Source organism: Megasphaera elsdenii DSM 20460 (assembly GCF_003010495.1).
Lineage (GTDB): Bacteria > Bacillota > Negativicutes > Veillonellales > Megasphaeraceae > Megasphaera > Megasphaera elsdenii.
On sequence record NZ_CP027570.1, the window covers coordinates 1,686,390 to 1,702,662 of the forward strand.

Here is a 16,273-nt window from a genome sequence, read left to right on the forward strand (position 1 = left end):
ATACAGGATACTCCCCAGTATTCTGTACGATTCCAAGCTGAAATAAAGCTAGAATATCTTATTATACCATAGTTTTCCAAGAAAGGGGGATAAAAATGGAAATTGCTGAAGTTTTGCGAAAAAACGGCTATAAAGTAACTCCGCAGCGCCTGGCTGTGTACGAAGCCATCAATCACAATCCGACGCATCCCAATGCCGAGGCGATTTACAAGATATTACAGCCCAATTATCCGTCTATGAGTCTGGCTACGGTCTACAAGACGATGGAAATCTTTGCCAAAATTGGCGTTGTCCAGGTCTTGCAGTGCGCAGAAGATGCCCATCGCTATGATTATAATACAACTCCCCATGCCCATATTCGTTGCGAAAAATGCAACCGCGTCATCGATATCGACATGGACCAGGAGGGATTGCGTCAGCAGGCGGCTGAACAGAGCGGCTTCGTCGTCAACGGCGTCAGTATTTCGTTTGTCGGGATTTGCCCGGAATGTCGGGAAAAATCGTAAGTATTTGATTTTCATATAGTCTAGGGATAGGGGCTGCTGCATGAGGCCGGACGGGCTTTGTGCGGCAGCCTTTTTTGTTATCCGTCGCGCAGGAGGAAAAAATATGTTGCATATTGGATGTCATTTATCGGTTTCACAAGGATTTTTGCACATGGGTGGCGAAGCTTTATCTATAGGGGCAGATACGTTCCAGTTTTTCTCCCGCAATCCCCGAGGCAGCGGCGTCCGCAAACTGGACGTCGACGACATACAGGCCCTGAACCAGCTCATGGCGGACCATCATTTCGCGCCTATCCTGGCCCATGCGCCGTATACGTTGAACGGCTGTTCAAAGACGGCCAAGACGCGGGATTTCGCCCGCCAGGCCATGGCCGATGACCTGCGCCGTCTGGAATACGTCGACAACTGCCGGTATAACTTCCATCCCGGCAGCCACGTCGGCCAGGGCGCTGAAACGGGGATCGCCCTCATTGCCGACCTGCTCAACACCTGCATGTTCCCGGGCCAGAAGACGACGGTCCTCTTAGAAACCATGGCCGGCAAGGGGACGGAAGTGGGCCGGACCTTTGAGGAACTGGCAGCCATCATCGACAAAGTCGCCATGAACGAGAAGCTCGGCGTCTGCCTCGATACGTGCCACGGCTTCGATGGCGGCTACGACATCGTCCACCACCTGGACGACGTATTGACGGCTTTCGACAAGGTCATCGGCCTGGAACGACTGAAAGCCGTCCATATCAACGACAGCAAGAACGAGCTGGCCAGCCATAAGGACCGCCACGAAAAAATCGGCGACGGCCATATCGGCCTCGAAGCCTTCCAGGCCATCGTCAACCATCCGGCCCTGCGGAACCTGCCTTTTTACTTGGAAACACCGAACGACCTCGACGGGTATGCCCGGGAAATCGCCTTGTTGCGGTCTTTGCAGCAGTAATTGTCCGAAGGAGGGATTCCATGCGTATTTTACATACAGCGGACTGGCATTTAGGGAAATTATTCTATGGGAACTACTTGACCGAAGACCAGGCCTATGTCCTGGAACAGCAGTTCCTGCCCCTGCTCCGGGACGAAGGCATCGACGCCGTCGTCCTGGCCGGCGATGTCTACGACCGCAGCCTGCCGCCGGCAGAGGCTGTCGAACTCTTTGATGATATCGCGACGAAGATAACAGCTGATTTGAAGATCCCCTTCCTGGTCATCAGCGGCAACCACGACAGCCCGGCCCGCCTGTCCTTTGCCAGCCGCCTCCTGGCGCCGCAGGGGCTCTATATCGCCGGCGAATTGGATCGACTCACCGGGCCTGTGGTCTTAGAAGATGAAGCGGGTCCCGTCGCCTTCCTGACGATTCCCTATGCCGAACCGGCCGTAGTCCGGCAGGTCCTTGGCCAGGAAACGGTCCGCAGCCACCAGCAGGCTATGGAAGCCCTGCTGGCCTGGCAGGCCCAGGCCGTTCCCAAAGGGGCGCGCACGGTCTGCATCGCCCATGCCTTTGTCGCCGGCGGCGTAGCCGGCGATTCCGAGCGGCCCTTGTCCATCGGCGGGACGGACCAGGTGGCAGGCAGCCTCTTCGCGCCTTTTACGTATACGGCCCTGGGCCATCTCCACGGCCCGCAGAAAGTCACGAGCGATACCATCCGCTATGCCGGCAGCCTGCTCAAATATTCTTTTGGCGAAGCCCGACAGCATAAAGGGGCAGTCATCGCCGATATCGGAGCAGACGGGCAGGTAGATCTTACCTTCCGGGACTTCGCACCGCGCCACGACGTGCGCATCGTCAGCGGTTCTTTCGAGGCCATCATGGCCGCCGATGACGACCGGCCGGACGATTTCATCCTGGCCCGACTGGACGATACGCAGCCCATCCTCGACGGCATGGCCAAACTGCGGCGCAAGTATCCCAACGCCATGGCCCTGGAAATGCCCAACCGCAACACCCAGGCCGCCGGCCAGCGCGACTTTGATCTGCAGCAGGTGACGGAACGCGAATTGTTCACCGGTTTTGCCCAGGCCATGCGGCCGGACCAGCCCTTGACCGAGGCCGAACGGGCCTGTGTCCGCGCCTTGTGGGACGAATTGGAAAAAGGGGGCAGCTTATTATGATTCCCATTTACTTAGACATGAAGGCTTTTGGTCCCTATGCTGGCCGGGAAATCGTCGATTTCCGCCAATTAGGGGACCACAAACTGTTCCTCATCTACGGGCCGACAGGCTCGGGCAAGACGACCATCCTCGACGCCATGTGCTACGCCCTCTACGGCAGCACCAGCGGCGACAGCCGTACCGGCGCCCACATGCGCAGCGAGTACGCTTCGCCGCAGGAAGCGACGTCCGTATCGTTCCGCTTTGCCATCGGCCAGAAATATTACCGCATCGACCGCAGCCCGGAACAGGAAATCGCCAAGAAACGCGGCACGGGCTTGAAAAAGGCTTCGGCCCAGGCCGCTTTATACGAAACGGATGAAGCCGGGGACCAGGAAAAGCTCATCGCCGCCAAGAATGTGACGGCTGCCGTCGAAGGGCTGCTGGGCTTTAAAGCCGACCAGTTCCGCCAGGTCGTCCTTTTACCGCAGGGGGACTTCCGCAAGCTCCTCCTGGCCGGGTCCGGCGAACGCCAGCAGATCATGCAGACCCTCTTCCATACCCAGCGCTATGCCCGGCTCCAGGAACTGGCCAAAGCCCGCCACGATGCCTTGGCCAGCCAGTACGAACAGGTGCGGCAGCGGCGGGAGCAGTGCCTGGCGGCGCTGGACATTGCCGACGAAAAGGAACTGCCTGCAAAGGAACGGCAATGGCAGGACCAGGCAGTGGCCGTAGACAAACAGTGGCAGGAAGCCGAAGGGACGCGCAAGACCTGTCAGGCCGCTTTCCAGGCCGCCCAGGCCCTGGACGCCCACTGGCTGCTGCGGGACCAGAAACGCCGGGAAGCGGCGCAGCTCCAGGCGCAGGCCCGGCAGTTCCAGGAAAAGAGGGATACCATCGCTACCCTGCGCCAGGCCGAAATCCTGGCCGAACCCTGCCGCCACCTGGACGACCTGGAAAGAGAGGGCAGGGAGGCCCATAAAGCCGCTGAAAAAGCAGGAAAACTGGCCGAAAAGGCCCGGCAGGACCTAACTGCGGCCAAGCAGCAGCTGGAAGGTCTTTCGGCCCGGGAAAAGGGCTATAAGGCGGCCTGTGAAGAACAGGTGCAGCTGGCAGGCCTGCAGGACAAGGCCGGAGCCTATCGGACCTGCTGCCTCGAAGAAGGGCAGTGCCAGAAAAACGTGACTGACGCCGAAAAGCGCTGGAACCAGGCCCGAAAGAAAAAAGAAAAGGAAAAGCAGGCCCTGGACAAGGCCCGGGAAGCCGTCGCCGGTCTGGCCGAACAAGCCGTCGCGGCGGAACAGGCCAAAGCCCGCTGGCAGGCCCTGAACGACCGGATCCAGCGCGAAGGCGAAGCGGCTGAGCTGGAAGCTAAGGCTAAAGAAGCGCAGAAACAGTGGCAGCACAGCCGGACCTTTCTGGAAAAAGCGGCGGCCAAAGCCCGGGACGAACGCATTGCCTATGAAAGCGTCCGGGCCCTGTTCCTGCAGGCCCAGGCAGCTGTCCTGGCGTCGGAACTGGAAGAGGGCCAGCCCTGCCCGGTCTGCGGTTCGAAAGCCCATCCCCTGCCGGCTGTGCGCCCGGAATCCCTGCCGGAACGGCACGACGTCGAACAGCATCAGAAACGGGCCGAAGCCAGTGAAGGCAAGCGCCAGCAGTGGGAAGTGACAGCCAAAGCCGATGAAACCCGCTGCCAGGCCCTGCAGGCCCAGTACGAGGCCCTGCGCCGCCAGTATCCCCAGGACGGGACCCTGGCGGACTGGCAGGCCAAGGCCGGACAGGCTCAAGTGGCTATGGAAGGCTTGCAGCAGCAGGTCCGGGACGGTGAAAAGCTGAAACAAGCCGTCGCCGCCGGCGAGGCCAGACTGGCCCGCTGGGAAAAGGACGAAGAAACGGCCCGGACGGCCGTGGAACAGGCGAGGACCGCTGCGGCTAAAGCCGCTGAGACGAAGGCCCGCCTGGAAGCGGACCTGCCGGCAGCCTATCGAGACCCGCTGGCGTTGCAGCAGCGACTGGATGCCTTGAACCGCGCTATCAGGATCTATGAAAAGGACTTGCAGCACTGCCGCGACGCCGTCGTCGCCGGCGAACGGCAGGCGGCCAAGCAGCAGCAGGAAGCGCGGAACTGGCAGCATCAGGTCGAAGTGCTGCGGGACCGCTTCAGCCAGGGCGTCCAGGCCCTGCGGGACCGCGTCCTGGCCGCCGGCTTTGAAAGCGTCAAGGCCTGCCGGGCCATGCAGGCCGCCGTGCCGCAGATACCGGGACTGGAAGAATCCGTCCGGCACTATGACCAGCAGGTCCAGCAGGTCCAGGGCCAGCTGGCCCAGGAAGAGGCCGCCATCGGCACACAGGAACGGCCCGACGTGGCCGCCGCCCGGACGGCCCTGGACGGCGCTGAAAAGGCCAGCCAGGCCCTGGTCGAAGCCAAGGGCAGCCTGACGGCACGGTACCAGCGCTGGCAGCAGGAAAAGGAAGCCCTGGCCGCTTTGCAGCAGGAAGGCCAGGACCTGACCGAAGCCTATAAGACCGTCGGCGCCGTCTATGAACTCATTGCCGGCAAGCAGACGGGCATCAACTTTGAACGCTACGTCCTCGGGGCCCTCCTCGATGAAGTCCTGGCCGCCGCCAACGGGCGCCTCCAGGGCATGAGCCGCCAGCGGTACAGCCTGCAGCGCTCCCAGTCCTGGGACGACAAGCGGGTCAAGCAGATCGGCCTGGATATCGAAGTCTATGACAATTATACGGGCTATGCCCGTCCGGCCAACACCTTGTCCGGCGGCGAGACCTTCCTGGCCTCCCTGTCCCTGGCCCTGGGCCTGGCCGACGTCGTTCAGGCCTATTCTGGCGGCATTCACTTGGATACGATGTTCATCGATGAAGGCTTCGGTACCCTCGACGGCGAAACCTTGGATTACGCCTTGAAGACGTTGGCGTCCCTGCGCAACGGCGGCCGCCTGGTCGGCATCATTTCTCACGTCCCCGAACTGAAGGAACGTATCGATGCCCGCCTGGCCGTTCACAAGACCGACCGGGGTAGTACGTCGTCCTTTGAGTTTGCTTGACCGTCGCGATTAGTATATAATAAAGTCATGACGAATAGAGAGGGGGAGAATTTTGTCTATTCAAAAAGTACGCGATTATTTTTCCAAGTGGGGAATGGAAGACCGGGTCATGGAACTCAGTCAGTCCAGTGCGACTGTCGAAGAAGCGGCAGCCGCCCTTCATACGGAAGGCCGGCGCATTGCCAAGTCCATGTCTTTCCTCGTCGGCGACCATCCGATTTTGGTCCTCTTTGCCGGCGATGCCCGCGTAGATAACCATAAGTTCAAAGAACGGTTCCACAAGAAGGCGACGATGATCAAGGCAAGCGATGTAGAACGGCTCATAGGCCATCCCGTCGGCGGTGTCTGTCCTTTTGCCGTCAATGACGACGTCGAAGTCTTCCTCGATGAATCGCTTAAACGCTTCCAGACCGTCTTTCCTGCCTGTGGTACGGCCAACAGTGCCATCGAACTGACCCTGCCCGAACTGGAAACTTATTCCCATGCCAGGGAATGGGTCGACGTATCGAAAGGCTGGCAGGAAGCAAACCAATAAAAAGGGGGTAGTACTATGCAATTCACCTTTAAACACACTAATTTCAACGTGCTGGATCTCCAGCGCAGCATGGACTTCTACAAAGAAGCCCTGGGACTGACCGAAGTCAGCCGCATTGAAAATCCCGATTTCACCATCGTCTATCTCGGAGACGGCGTGTCCGATTTCCAGTTGGAACTGACCTGGCTCAAAGACCGCAAGGAACCGTATAACCTGGGGGAAAACGAATTCCACACGGCCTTTGCCGTCAAGGATATGAAGGCAGCCTTGGCCAAACATAAGGATATGGGCTGTGTCGTCTATCAGAATCCGGCCATGGGTATCTATTTCATCGTCGACCCTGACGGCTACTGGCTGGAAATCATTCCGGAGCGCTAACGATGAAGAAAGAGTATACGCAACGGACAGCCCGCCTCATCGGCCAGGATAAGGTGGACGAATTAGATACGAAAAAAGTACTCATCTTTGGCGTCGGCGGCGTCGGTTCGGCTGTCGTCGAAGCCTTGGGGCGGGCTGGCGTGGGCCATCTCATCTTGGTCGATGCCGACGTCTTCGACCCGTCCAACGTCAACCGTCAGCTCGGCGCGACGGTCCAGACCATTGACCGGCCGAAAGTCGAAGTCATGAAGGAACGCCTCTTGTCCATCAATCCCGACATCGACGTCGAAACCCATGCGACCTTCTATCTGCCCGATAGCCATAAGGGCTTCATCGCCAATTCCGGTGCCGACTATGTCGTCGACGCCGTCGATACGATGAGCGCCAAGATCGCCATCATCGACGAAGCCTATCACAGCGGCATCCCGGTCGTCTCGTCCATGGGGGCCGGCAACAAGCTCCATCCGGAATACTTCCAGCTCGACTACATCGAAAAGACCAGCGTCGATCCCCTGGCCAAGATCATGCGCCGGGAATTGAAGAAGCGCCGGATCCGCCGCATCAAAGTGGCTTATTCGACGGAAGTCCCGCATAAGCCGTTCTCGGACAGCGATGAAGTGCGCCCCAGTCCGGGCAGCATTTCCTTCGTCCCGTCGACAGCCGGCATGATTCTGGCCGGTGCCGTCGTGCGCGACCTCCTGGGTCTGGAGTAAAAGAAAATTTTTGCCAGTTATACACAAGGGCTGTGCCTGAAAAGGCGCAGCTCTTTTGTGGTCCTTTCAAGGCTTGCCAGCCATTTTGATAAAAATTAGCCTTAACTTGTCCACAACACGATGGAGTATATACACATTGACAGCTGCTACTATATATAGTATCATAGGGCATGTGAAAAACGGTCCCTGCATCGTATATCTTGTGGGGGACACGGAAAAAGGTACATCTTGTATACTATATACTGTGGAGGTAGACATATGTTAGAAGTAATCAAGCGCAACGGAGAACGGGTGCCCTTCAATCGCGACAAGATCACGAACGCCATTGAAAAGGCCATGAACAGCAGCAGCGGTATTTATGAAGAAGGGCAGGCTGCCAAGATTGCTGGTGAAATCGAAGCGTATGCGGCTTCTATCCAGAAGGACCTGACCATTTATGCCATCGAAGACCAGGTCTACTACCGCCTGTTGAAATACAATAATCCGGCCACGGCCCGGGCTTATGAAAACTACAAGACCATCCAGGCCTTCAAGCGCCAGACCAACACGACGGACGATGACGTCTTCGGCCTGCTGAACAACACCAACCTGGAAGTTCTCGATGAAAACTCCAATAAGAACGGCCACGTCGTGTCGACACAGCGCGACCTCATTGCCGGCGAAGTCTCCAAGGACATTGCCCGCCGCAAGCTCATCCCGGCCGATATCGTCCAGGCCCATGACAGCGGGGCCATCCATTTCCACGATATGGATTACATCATCCAGCCTATGTTCAACTGCTGTCTCATCAACTTGGAAGACATGCTGGCCAACGGCACGGTCATCAACGGCAAGAAAATCGATACGCCGAAATCCTTCCAGGTCGCCTGCACGGTGACGACGCAGATCATCGCCCAAGTCGCCAGCGGCCAGTACGGCGGTCAGTCCATCAACGGCATCGACCGCATCCTGGCGCCCTATGTCCGCAAATCCTTCAAGAAGTACATGAAAGCTGTCGTCGAAGAACAGCGCGAAGTCTACGGTATCGAACCGGACATGGAAAAGGCCGAAGAAATCGCCTGGAAGCGGACAAAGAAGGAAATCAAGGACGGCATCCAGACCATCCAGTATCAGATCAACACCCTCATGACGACCAACGGCCAGGCGCCGTTCGTCACGCTGTTCATGTATTTTAAACCGGACTACGAATACGCTAAGGAAGCGGCCCTCATCGACGAAGAACTGCTGCGCCAGCGTATCCAGGGCATCAAGAACGAAGCCAATGTCTACGTCACGCCGGCTTTCCCGAAACTCATCTACGTCCTGGACGAACACAACGTCCGCGAAGGCAGCCCCTACTTCTATCTGACCAAACTGGCGGCTGAATGTACGGCAAAACGCATGTATCCCGACTATATTTCGGCCAAGAAGATGCGCGAATCCTACGAAGGCAACGTCTTCAGCCCCATGGGCTGCCGGTCCTTCCTCAGCCCCTGGAAAGATGAACAGGGCAACTATAAATTCGACGGCCGTTTCAACATGGGCGTCGTCTCCCTCAACCTGCCGCAGATTGGCATCCTCGCCGATGGCGACGAAGAAAAATTCTTCCAGATCCTCGACAAACGCTTGGAACTTTGCAAGAAGGCCTTGCTCTTGCGCGTCGACCTCCTCAAACGCATCACGTCGGACGTATCGCCTATTCACTGGCAGTACGGCGCCATTGCCCGCCTGAAGCCCGGCGAAACGATTGAAAAGTTTATTTACGGCGGTTATGCGACCTTGTCCCTGGGCTATATCGGTATCTATGAAGCGACGATGCTGACCAAGCACTGCTCGCACACGACGGCGGAAGGCCGGAAATTCGCCATGCGCATCATGGACGACCTCAACGCCCACATCAAGAAGTGGAGAAAAGAAACGAATATCGGCTTCGCCCTCTACGGCACGCCGGCAGAAAACCTGACCAACCTCTTCTGCAAGATCGACAAGGCCCGCTTCGGCTCCATTCCCGACGTCACCGACAAGGGCTATTACACCAACAGCTACCACGTCGATGTCCGCGAACCGATCAACGTCTTCGATAAGTTCTCCTTTGAAGCCGATTTTGAAGATAAATCGACAGGCGGCTGCATCAGCTACGCCGAAATCCCCAACATGACCCATAATATCCCGGCTGTCCTGACCATGGTCCAGTACATCTACGACCACATCGCGTACGGCGAATTTAATACCAAGCTCGATTACTGCCATGAATGTGGCTTCGACGGCGAAATCATCCTCAACGACGATAATGAATGGGAATGTCCGCGCTGCCATAATAAAGACCGCAACAAACTGACCGTTATCCGCCGTACCTGCGGCTATTTGGGTGAAAATTTCTGGAACGAAGGGCGGACGCAGGAAATCAAGAACCGCGTCCTCCATATCTAAGAGGTGACTTGTTTTGCATTATGCACAGATGCGGCAATTCGATATTGCCAATGGCCCGGGCATCCGCTCGACGATTTTCGTCACTGGCTGTTCGCGGCACTGCTTCAACTGTTTCAACCCGGAATATCAGGACCCGCAGGCCGGACAGGAATGGACCGATAAAGAAATGGACCAGCTCCTGTCCTGGCTCAGCGCTCCCACTAACGGCGGCCTGACCCTCCTGGGCGGCGAACCCATGGAAAATACAGCCGGCCTGACGCAGATCGTCCAAAAAGTCAAACAGGCACTGCCCGATAAATCAGTGTGGGTCTACTCGGGCTTTACGTATGACGAAATCATGGCGGACCCGCAGAAAAAAGCCCTCTTAGACGTCTGTGACGTCCTCGTCGACGGCCCCTTCGTCGACGACCTGAAAGACCCGGGCCTCTATTTCCGCGGCTCCTCGAACCAGCGCGTCATCGACCTCAACGCCACCAGAGAAAAGGGAGAAGTAACCCTCCTCTGGCCGGACGGAAGATAAAAGTTTGTAGTTTGCAGCAACTTCTCTGTTGAAAGCCTCCCATAATAGGGGAGGTGCCGAAGGCGGAGGGGTTGCTTTTTTCTTAAAAATAATTAATAGAAATTATCAAATAATACTATTTACAAAATTAGATAATTTTGCTATACTTTAGTTAGAAGAACACTGGGTACAGCACTATTCAGACGGGCGCCCCACATGGGCGCCCCTACAGTCGATGCGGGAATCCCAAAATCAGCGTAGGGGTCGCCATGTGGGCGACCCGCCGCGAACGCTGTACCATATCCTATACTGAATGCTGTGTAAATAATGTGCGCAAAAGGGGGGGCTTCTCATGGTTGTTGAATCGGTAAAAAAAGTTAAGAATATCGTCTCGGAAGTGTTTAAAGGCTACGCCAGCAACTCTACAGGCGGCTGCTGCGGCGTATCTCTTCCGCCAGAAGAACAACGCCAGCTCAAACGCTTGAAGGAAGGGGCCCAGGCCGAAAAGAAAGATTGACAGGGCCCATAAAAACGGCTACACTAAAGATATAAGAACAAGACGCACGACGGGGACACCACCTAAGGTGTCAGACGTCGTGCGTTTTTATTTTGCTACGAGGGGTGTATACCATGCAGTTACTATTGAACGGAAAGAAAATGACTTGTCCCTGTGACCACCTGGAAGACTTGAAAGCCGCCTATGGCAGTGGACAGGAAATCACCGTCGTCAACGGCTTTGCCACGACAGAGAACTTAGCCCTGAAAGAGGGCGATGAAATCTATTTCATCCCGAAAGACCGGCTGCCGCCGAAAGAAGCGCTGGAAGGCATGATGTGTTCCCGCCATACGCCGAAAGTCCACCAGAAAGTCAGCGCCGGCCGCGTCGCCATCTGCGGTCTTGGCGGTCTGGGCTCTAACGCCGCCGTCTACCTGGCCCGGACCGGCGTCGGCCATCTGCACCTCATTGACTTCGATACGGTCGATGCCAGCAACTTGAACCGTCAGTCCTACATGGTCCGCGACCTGGGCCAGCGCAAGACCGATGCCCTGGCCCGGCAGATTGCGGACATCAATCCCTTCATCGATGTCCGCACGGACTTCGTCCGCCTTACGGAAGACAACGTACCGACTATCCTGAAAGACGACCAGGTCATCTGTGAAGCCTTCGACAATCCCGATGCCAAGACCATGCTCGTCCACACCGTCTTGGAACAATGTCCCGATAAATACATCGTCTCCGCTTCCGGCATGGCCGGCTACGGCGACAGCAACGCCATCGAAACAAAAAAAATCACTAGCCATTTCTATATCTGCGGCGACCAGACGCGGAACGCCAAGCCTGGCCGCGGCCTCATGGCCCCGCGCGTCGCCATCTGTGCCGGCCACGAAGCCAACCTGATCCTGAAGCTCCTGGTCGACGTCTTGTAAATGCCTCTCCTCATAGGAGAGGTGGCCCGCAGGGCCGGAGAGGTTTATTGGTAGTACGGAGCTAGAATAAACAATAGAATAGGGAGGGCTACTCTTTTTGTTTCTCGCAATTCTTGTTATAATGAAATGAAAGAAAGCGGGTGAGGCTATGAAGTGGCAGATGCCGATTGGTGTCGATAATTTTTGGGATATACGGAGCAAGCATTATTATTTCATCGATAAGACGGACTTTATCCGCCAGCTCATCGACGGGCACAGTGCGGTGACGCTGATTACGCGGCCCCGGCGGTTCGGCAAGACCTTGACGCTGAGTATGCTGGAGTATTTTTTTTCCATTGAAAAAGAAGTACAGAGCCGCCATCTCTTTGACGGCCTGGCTATCGACCGGGCCGGGGCGGATTACATGGCCCAGCGCGGCCAGTATCCGGTTATTTTCATGTCTTTTAAAGGGATGCAGCAGAATACTTGGCCTGGCATGTTCCAATCTTTCCGGCTTTGGATTCAGCGGGAGTTTAACAAATATGAATTTTTATTGCAAGGTAATCTCTTAAATGAGGTGGAGAAAAATGCCTTTCACCGTATTGTCTGGCAGCAGGCAACGCCTGAAGAGTATCAGCTCAGCTTGTTGAATTTATCAGAATATTTATTCCGTTATTATCGGGTGAAACCGATTATATTGATTGATGAATACGATACGCCTTTGCAGACGGCCTATAGCCATGGGTTTTATGATCAGGCCATCGCTTATTTCCGGACGTTTTTTAATAATACCCTGAAGGGCAATGAGTTTTTGAATTTTGCTATCTTAACGGGGGTCTTGCGTATTGCTAAGGAGAGCATCTTTAGTGGTCTGAACAATCTCGATGTGTATTCCGTTATGGATGAGGAATACAGTTCTGTCATGGGTTTCACAACGGCAGAAGTAGAAAAAATGGCCGGTGATTTACAGGCTGATGCCTTATTGCCTCGATTAAAGGCTTGGTATGATGGCTATCGTTTCGGACATCATGAAATTTATAATCCCTGGTCGGTCATTTCCTGTTTTGCTAAAAGGCGTATTGGAGATTACTGGGTCAATACGTCGGCCAATGAAATCATTGCGACCCTGCTGCAGGGCCCCTCTAAAAGACAGGAAGAACGATTATTAGCTTTGTTGCAAGGAAAAACTGTGTCGGCTGTTATTCGCGAAGGGCTGATTTATCAGGATATACGCATGGATAAAGATGCCCTATATACGTTGTTGTTGACAACCGGTTATTTGACGGCTGTCTGGCGGCAGGATATTCCCAATGGGATGCTTTGCCAATTAAAGATCCCTAATGAAGAAGTGCGCCATGTGTTTCAGAGTGAAATCCTTGACCGCTTTTGTGCGGATGGAGATGTTTCTCGCTTCGGAATTCCGCCAGCGGGGGATACATCAGGTATGGAAGTACGGTATCGCCTTTTGCGGGAAAAAAATCCTTGCATTTCAAGGGCCAATGTGCTAAACTATTCTAGCATAGGTTTTGAATGATTGATACAGAAAGAGGTGTAAGTGGTGAAAGAAGGTATTCATCCGAAGTACTACCCGAATGCGAAAGTTACTTGCGCATGCGGCAATACGTTTGAAACAGGTTCTACGAAACCGGAACTGCGTGTTGAAATTTGCTCCAAATGCCATCCGTTCTTTACGGGTCAGCAGCGTGCTCAGCAGGCTCGTGGCCGTATCGAACAGTTCAATAAACGTTATGGTAAAACAGCTAAATAAGCAGCAGTACAAGTGGGCAGCAGAGCAGAAATGCTCTGCTCTATTTGTATGTACAGAAATGGAGGCAACTCTTTGAAGAAACCGAAGACGTACGTCGGCGGCCAGGCCGTCATCGAAGGGGTTATGATGCGCGGTCCTGTCAGCATTGCTACGGCAGTGCGGACGCCGTCCGGTGAGATTACTGTAAAAAAAGACGCCGTTCATTCCATTACCGAACGGTATCCGATTTTGAAGAAGCCTTTTTTGCGGGGCAGCGTCGCCTTGTGTGAGTCCCTGGTATACGGCATGAAGAGCCTGTCCTATTCGGCCCAGGCTGCCGGAGAGGAAGATGAACAGCTGACGAATACGCAGATGGCCCTGACCATGGCCGTTTCCGTCGTCCTGGCTATCGTCTTTTTCCTGGCCATCCCGACGTATGCGGCGAAATTCATTCCCGGTGTCGCCGACAGTGCCGTTCGCCTGAACGTCGTCGAAGGGGTCCTGCGCCTCGCTATATTTCTATTATATATATGGGGGATTTCCCTGACGTCGGACATCCGCCGCGTTTTTGAATACCATGGGGCCGAACACAAGACCATCTGGACGTATGAATCGGGAGAGGAACTGACCGTCGAGAACGTCAAACGACATAGCCGCCTCCATCCGCGGTGCGGTACGAATTTCCTGCTCATCGTCATGGTCGTGTCGATTTTTGTCTTTGCCTTCCTGGGCTGGCCGAATCTCATCGAGCGCATTGCTTCCCGCGTGCTGCTCATGCCTGTCGTCGCCGGCATCAGTTATGAAATGATACGCCTCGCCGGCCGCACCCAGAATCCGGTCATTCAAGCCTTATTCCGTCCGGGCCTGTGGCTCCAGTATCTGACGACGCGGGAACCCTATGCCGACCAGATCGAAGTGGCTATCGAAGCCCTCAACGCCGCCAAGCCGGCTGATGAAGAAAGTGATGAATCTAGCGAATTGAAATGAGGAGGACCTTATGAGCTCTTTTATGGATAAAGTCCAGGCCGTAGAAAATAAATTCATGGACCTGGAACAGCAGATCAGCGACCCGTCTGTCATTGCCCGTCAGGACGAATGGCAGAAACTGACGAAGGAACACGCTTCGCTGATGCCAATCGTAGAAACGTTCCGCAAGTACGAAGACATTACCAGCACTATCGACGGCGACAAGGAAATCATCGACGATCCCGACAGCGACAACGACCTCATCGCCATGGCCAAGGAAGAAATGAACGGCCTCACCAAGGAACAGGCCGACCTGGAAGACCAGTTGCACGTCCTCATGCTGCCCAAGGACCCGCGGGATGACAAGAACGTCATCATGGAAATCCGCGCCGGTGCCGGTGGCGACGAAGCGGCCCTCTTTGCAGGTGACTTGTTCCGCATGTACATGAAATATATTGAAAAACAGCCGGGCTGGAAGACCAGCATCATCAGTTCTAATGCACCGGAACTGGGCGGCTTCAAGGAAGTTGTCTTCTCCGTCGAAGGTTCCGGCGTCTATGGCAAATTGAAATATGAATCAGGTGTTCATCGCGTCCAGCGCGTGCCTGTCACCGAAGCCGGCGGCCGTATCCACACGTCGACGGCAACCGTCGCCGTCCTGCCGGAAGCAGAAGACGTCGAAATCGACCTCAATATGGACGACGTCCGCGTCGACTATTTCCGCGCCTCCGGGGCCGGCGGCCAGCACGTCAACAAGACGAGTTCTGCCGTACGCATGACCCATATCCCGACGGGGATGGTCGTCGAATGTCAGGACGAACGGTCCCAGCTGGAAAACCGTGCCAAAGCCTTGCGCGTCTTGAAAGCCCGTCTCCTTGACCAGGCCCAGCAGAAGGCCGATGCCGAATTGACAGAAGAACGGCGCAGCCAGGTCGGTACCGGCGACCGCAGCGAACGCATCCGCACGTATAACTTCCCTCAGGGCCGCGTGACGGACCATCGCATCAACCTGACGTTGTACAAACTGGATAACATCCTCAACGGCGATATTGACGAATTTATCCAAGCTTTGGCTGAAGCCCGCCGGGCCGAATTGATGAAAGAAGCCGAAGATGAATAAGATTTGGACTATCGGTGCCTTGCTGCAATGGACGCAACAGTATTTTGCCGGCAAAGGCATCGATTCGCCGCGCCTCGATGCGGAAATTCTCTTGGCCCATGTCCTGCATAAAGAGCGCATCTATCTGTACGCCCATTATGACGAACCCCTGAACGGCGAAGAACTGGCAGCCTACCGGGCAATGGTCAAAAAGCGGGCCGACCGATTATCGGTGGCCCATATCCTAGGCACCAAAGCTTTCATGGGCCTCGATTTCAAGGTCAGTGAAGACGTCCTCATCCCCAGGCCGGAAACGGAAATGCTCGTCGAGACCGTCGTCACCGCTGCCGAAGGGACGGCGCCGGTCATCATCGACATCGGTACGGGCAGCGGGGCCATCGTCCTCAGCCTGCTCCATTACCTGCCGCAGGCGACGGGGACTGGCGTCGACATCTCGACCAAGGCCCTGGCTATAGCTACTGGAAATGGCCGTTCCCTGGGACTCGACGACCGCGTGACCTGGATTGAAAGCGATTTATTCACACAGGTTCCGCCTGGCACCTGTGACTGGCTGGTATCCAATCCGCCTTATCTGACGCAGGGCGATATGGAACAGCTCCAGCCGGAAGTACGCCACGATCCGGCGCTGGCCCTGTACGGCGGCGACGACGGCTTGGACTTCTATCGCCGCATTGCCGCAGACAGCCCGGCTTATGTCAAGGTTGGCGGCCACTGCGCTGTCGAAATCGGCGCCGGCCAGGCAGACGACGTGACAGCGATTTTCTGTACAGGTGGTGCCTATGAGCATGACCAGACCGTCAAGGATTACGGCGGCATAGACAGGGTCCTCGTATTTTCCAGAAAAGGGTAGAT

Annotated in this window: 16 protein-coding genes; all 16 read left to right on the forward strand. The window is 55.7% G+C overall.

The window, feature by feature from the left end; all coding sequences use genetic code 11:
- Positions 1 to 95: 95 nt before the first annotated feature.
- A complete protein-coding gene (locus C6362_RS08140) occupies positions 96 to 506 on the forward strand; it encodes a Fur family transcriptional regulator (RefSeq protein ID WP_014017144.1) in 411 nt (136 codons plus the stop codon).
- 103 nt (positions 507 to 609) lie between these two features.
- Positions 610 to 1,440, forward strand: a complete 831-nt coding sequence (locus tag C6362_RS08145) for a deoxyribonuclease IV (protein ID WP_014017143.1) — start codon at positions 610 to 612, stop codon at positions 1,438 to 1,440.
- 20 nt (positions 1,441 to 1,460) lie between these two features.
- Entirely contained in the window at positions 1,461 to 2,606 is a 1,146-nt protein-coding gene (locus C6362_RS08150) for an exonuclease SbcCD subunit D (protein WP_014017142.1), read from the forward strand.
- Positions 2,603 to 5,647, forward strand: coding sequence for an AAA family ATPase (locus C6362_RS08155; RefSeq protein WP_014017141.1), 3,045 nt, complete (start codon positions 2,603 to 2,605; stop codon positions 5,645 to 5,647). Before C6362_RS08150 ends, C6362_RS08155 begins: the two co-directional genes overlap by 4 nt.
- Positions 5,648 to 5,699: 52 nt before the next feature.
- Positions 5,700 to 6,182, forward strand: coding sequence for a YbaK/EbsC family protein (locus tag C6362_RS08160; RefSeq protein ID WP_014017140.1), 483 nt, complete (start codon positions 5,700 to 5,702; stop codon positions 6,180 to 6,182).
- A gap of 15 nt (positions 6,183 to 6,197) precedes the next feature.
- Entirely contained in the window at positions 6,198 to 6,560 is a 363-nt protein-coding gene (locus C6362_RS08165; protein WP_014017139.1) for a VOC family protein, read from the forward strand.
- 2 nt (positions 6,561 to 6,562) lie between these two features.
- Positions 6,563 to 7,273: a tRNA threonylcarbamoyladenosine dehydratase gene (locus C6362_RS08170; RefSeq protein WP_014017138.1), complete on the forward strand. Its 711-nt coding sequence runs from the start codon at positions 6,563 to 6,565 to the stop codon at positions 7,271 to 7,273.
- Between the two features lie 258 nt (positions 7,274 to 7,531).
- Positions 7,532 to 9,682 (forward strand): anaerobic ribonucleoside-triphosphate reductase, encoded by a 2,151-nt coding sequence (gene nrdD / locus C6362_RS08175; protein WP_014017137.1) that lies wholly within the window; start codon positions 7,532 to 7,534, stop codon positions 9,680 to 9,682.
- 13 nt (positions 9,683 to 9,695) lie between these two features.
- On the forward strand, positions 9,696 to 10,202 hold the full coding sequence (gene nrdG, locus C6362_RS08180) for an anaerobic ribonucleoside-triphosphate reductase activating protein (RefSeq protein ID WP_014017136.1): 507 nt from the start codon (positions 9,696 to 9,698) through the stop codon (positions 10,200 to 10,202).
- 331 nt (positions 10,203 to 10,533) lie between these two features.
- Entirely contained in the window at positions 10,534 to 10,698 is a 165-nt protein-coding gene (locus C6362_RS11915) for a hypothetical protein (RefSeq protein ID WP_014017135.1), read from the forward strand.
- Between the two features lie 113 nt (positions 10,699 to 10,811).
- Positions 10,812 to 11,609, forward strand: coding sequence for a sulfur carrier protein ThiS adenylyltransferase ThiF (thiF, locus tag C6362_RS08185; protein ID WP_014017134.1), 798 nt, complete (start codon positions 10,812 to 10,814; stop codon positions 11,607 to 11,609).
- A 148-nt stretch (positions 11,610 to 11,757) separates the two neighbouring features.
- Positions 11,758 to 13,122 carry an AAA family ATPase gene (locus C6362_RS08190; RefSeq protein WP_080596506.1) on the forward strand — a complete coding sequence of 455 codons (1,365 nt, stop codon included), beginning with the start codon at positions 11,758 to 11,760 and terminating at the stop codon, positions 13,120 to 13,122.
- Between the two features lie 24 nt (positions 13,123 to 13,146).
- On the forward strand, positions 13,147 to 13,356 hold the full coding sequence (rpmE, locus tag C6362_RS08195; RefSeq protein WP_014017132.1) for a 50S ribosomal protein L31: 210 nt from the start codon (positions 13,147 to 13,149) through the stop codon (positions 13,354 to 13,356).
- A gap of 48 nt (positions 13,357 to 13,404) precedes the next feature.
- A complete protein-coding gene (locus tag C6362_RS08200) occupies positions 13,405 to 14,322 on the forward strand; it encodes a DUF1385 domain-containing protein (RefSeq protein ID WP_173364617.1) in 918 nt (305 codons plus the stop codon).
- Positions 14,323 to 14,332: 10 nt separating this feature from the next.
- Positions 14,333 to 15,421: a peptide chain release factor 1 gene (gene prfA / locus C6362_RS08205; RefSeq protein WP_014017130.1), complete on the forward strand. Its 1,089-nt coding sequence runs from the start codon at positions 14,333 to 14,335 to the stop codon at positions 15,419 to 15,421.
- Positions 15,414 to 16,271, forward strand: coding sequence for a peptide chain release factor N(5)-glutamine methyltransferase (prmC, locus tag C6362_RS08210; protein WP_014017129.1), 858 nt, complete (start codon positions 15,414 to 15,416; stop codon positions 16,269 to 16,271). Before prfA ends, prmC begins: the two co-directional genes overlap by 8 nt.
- The last annotated feature ends 2 nt before the right edge of the window (positions 16,272 to 16,273 follow it).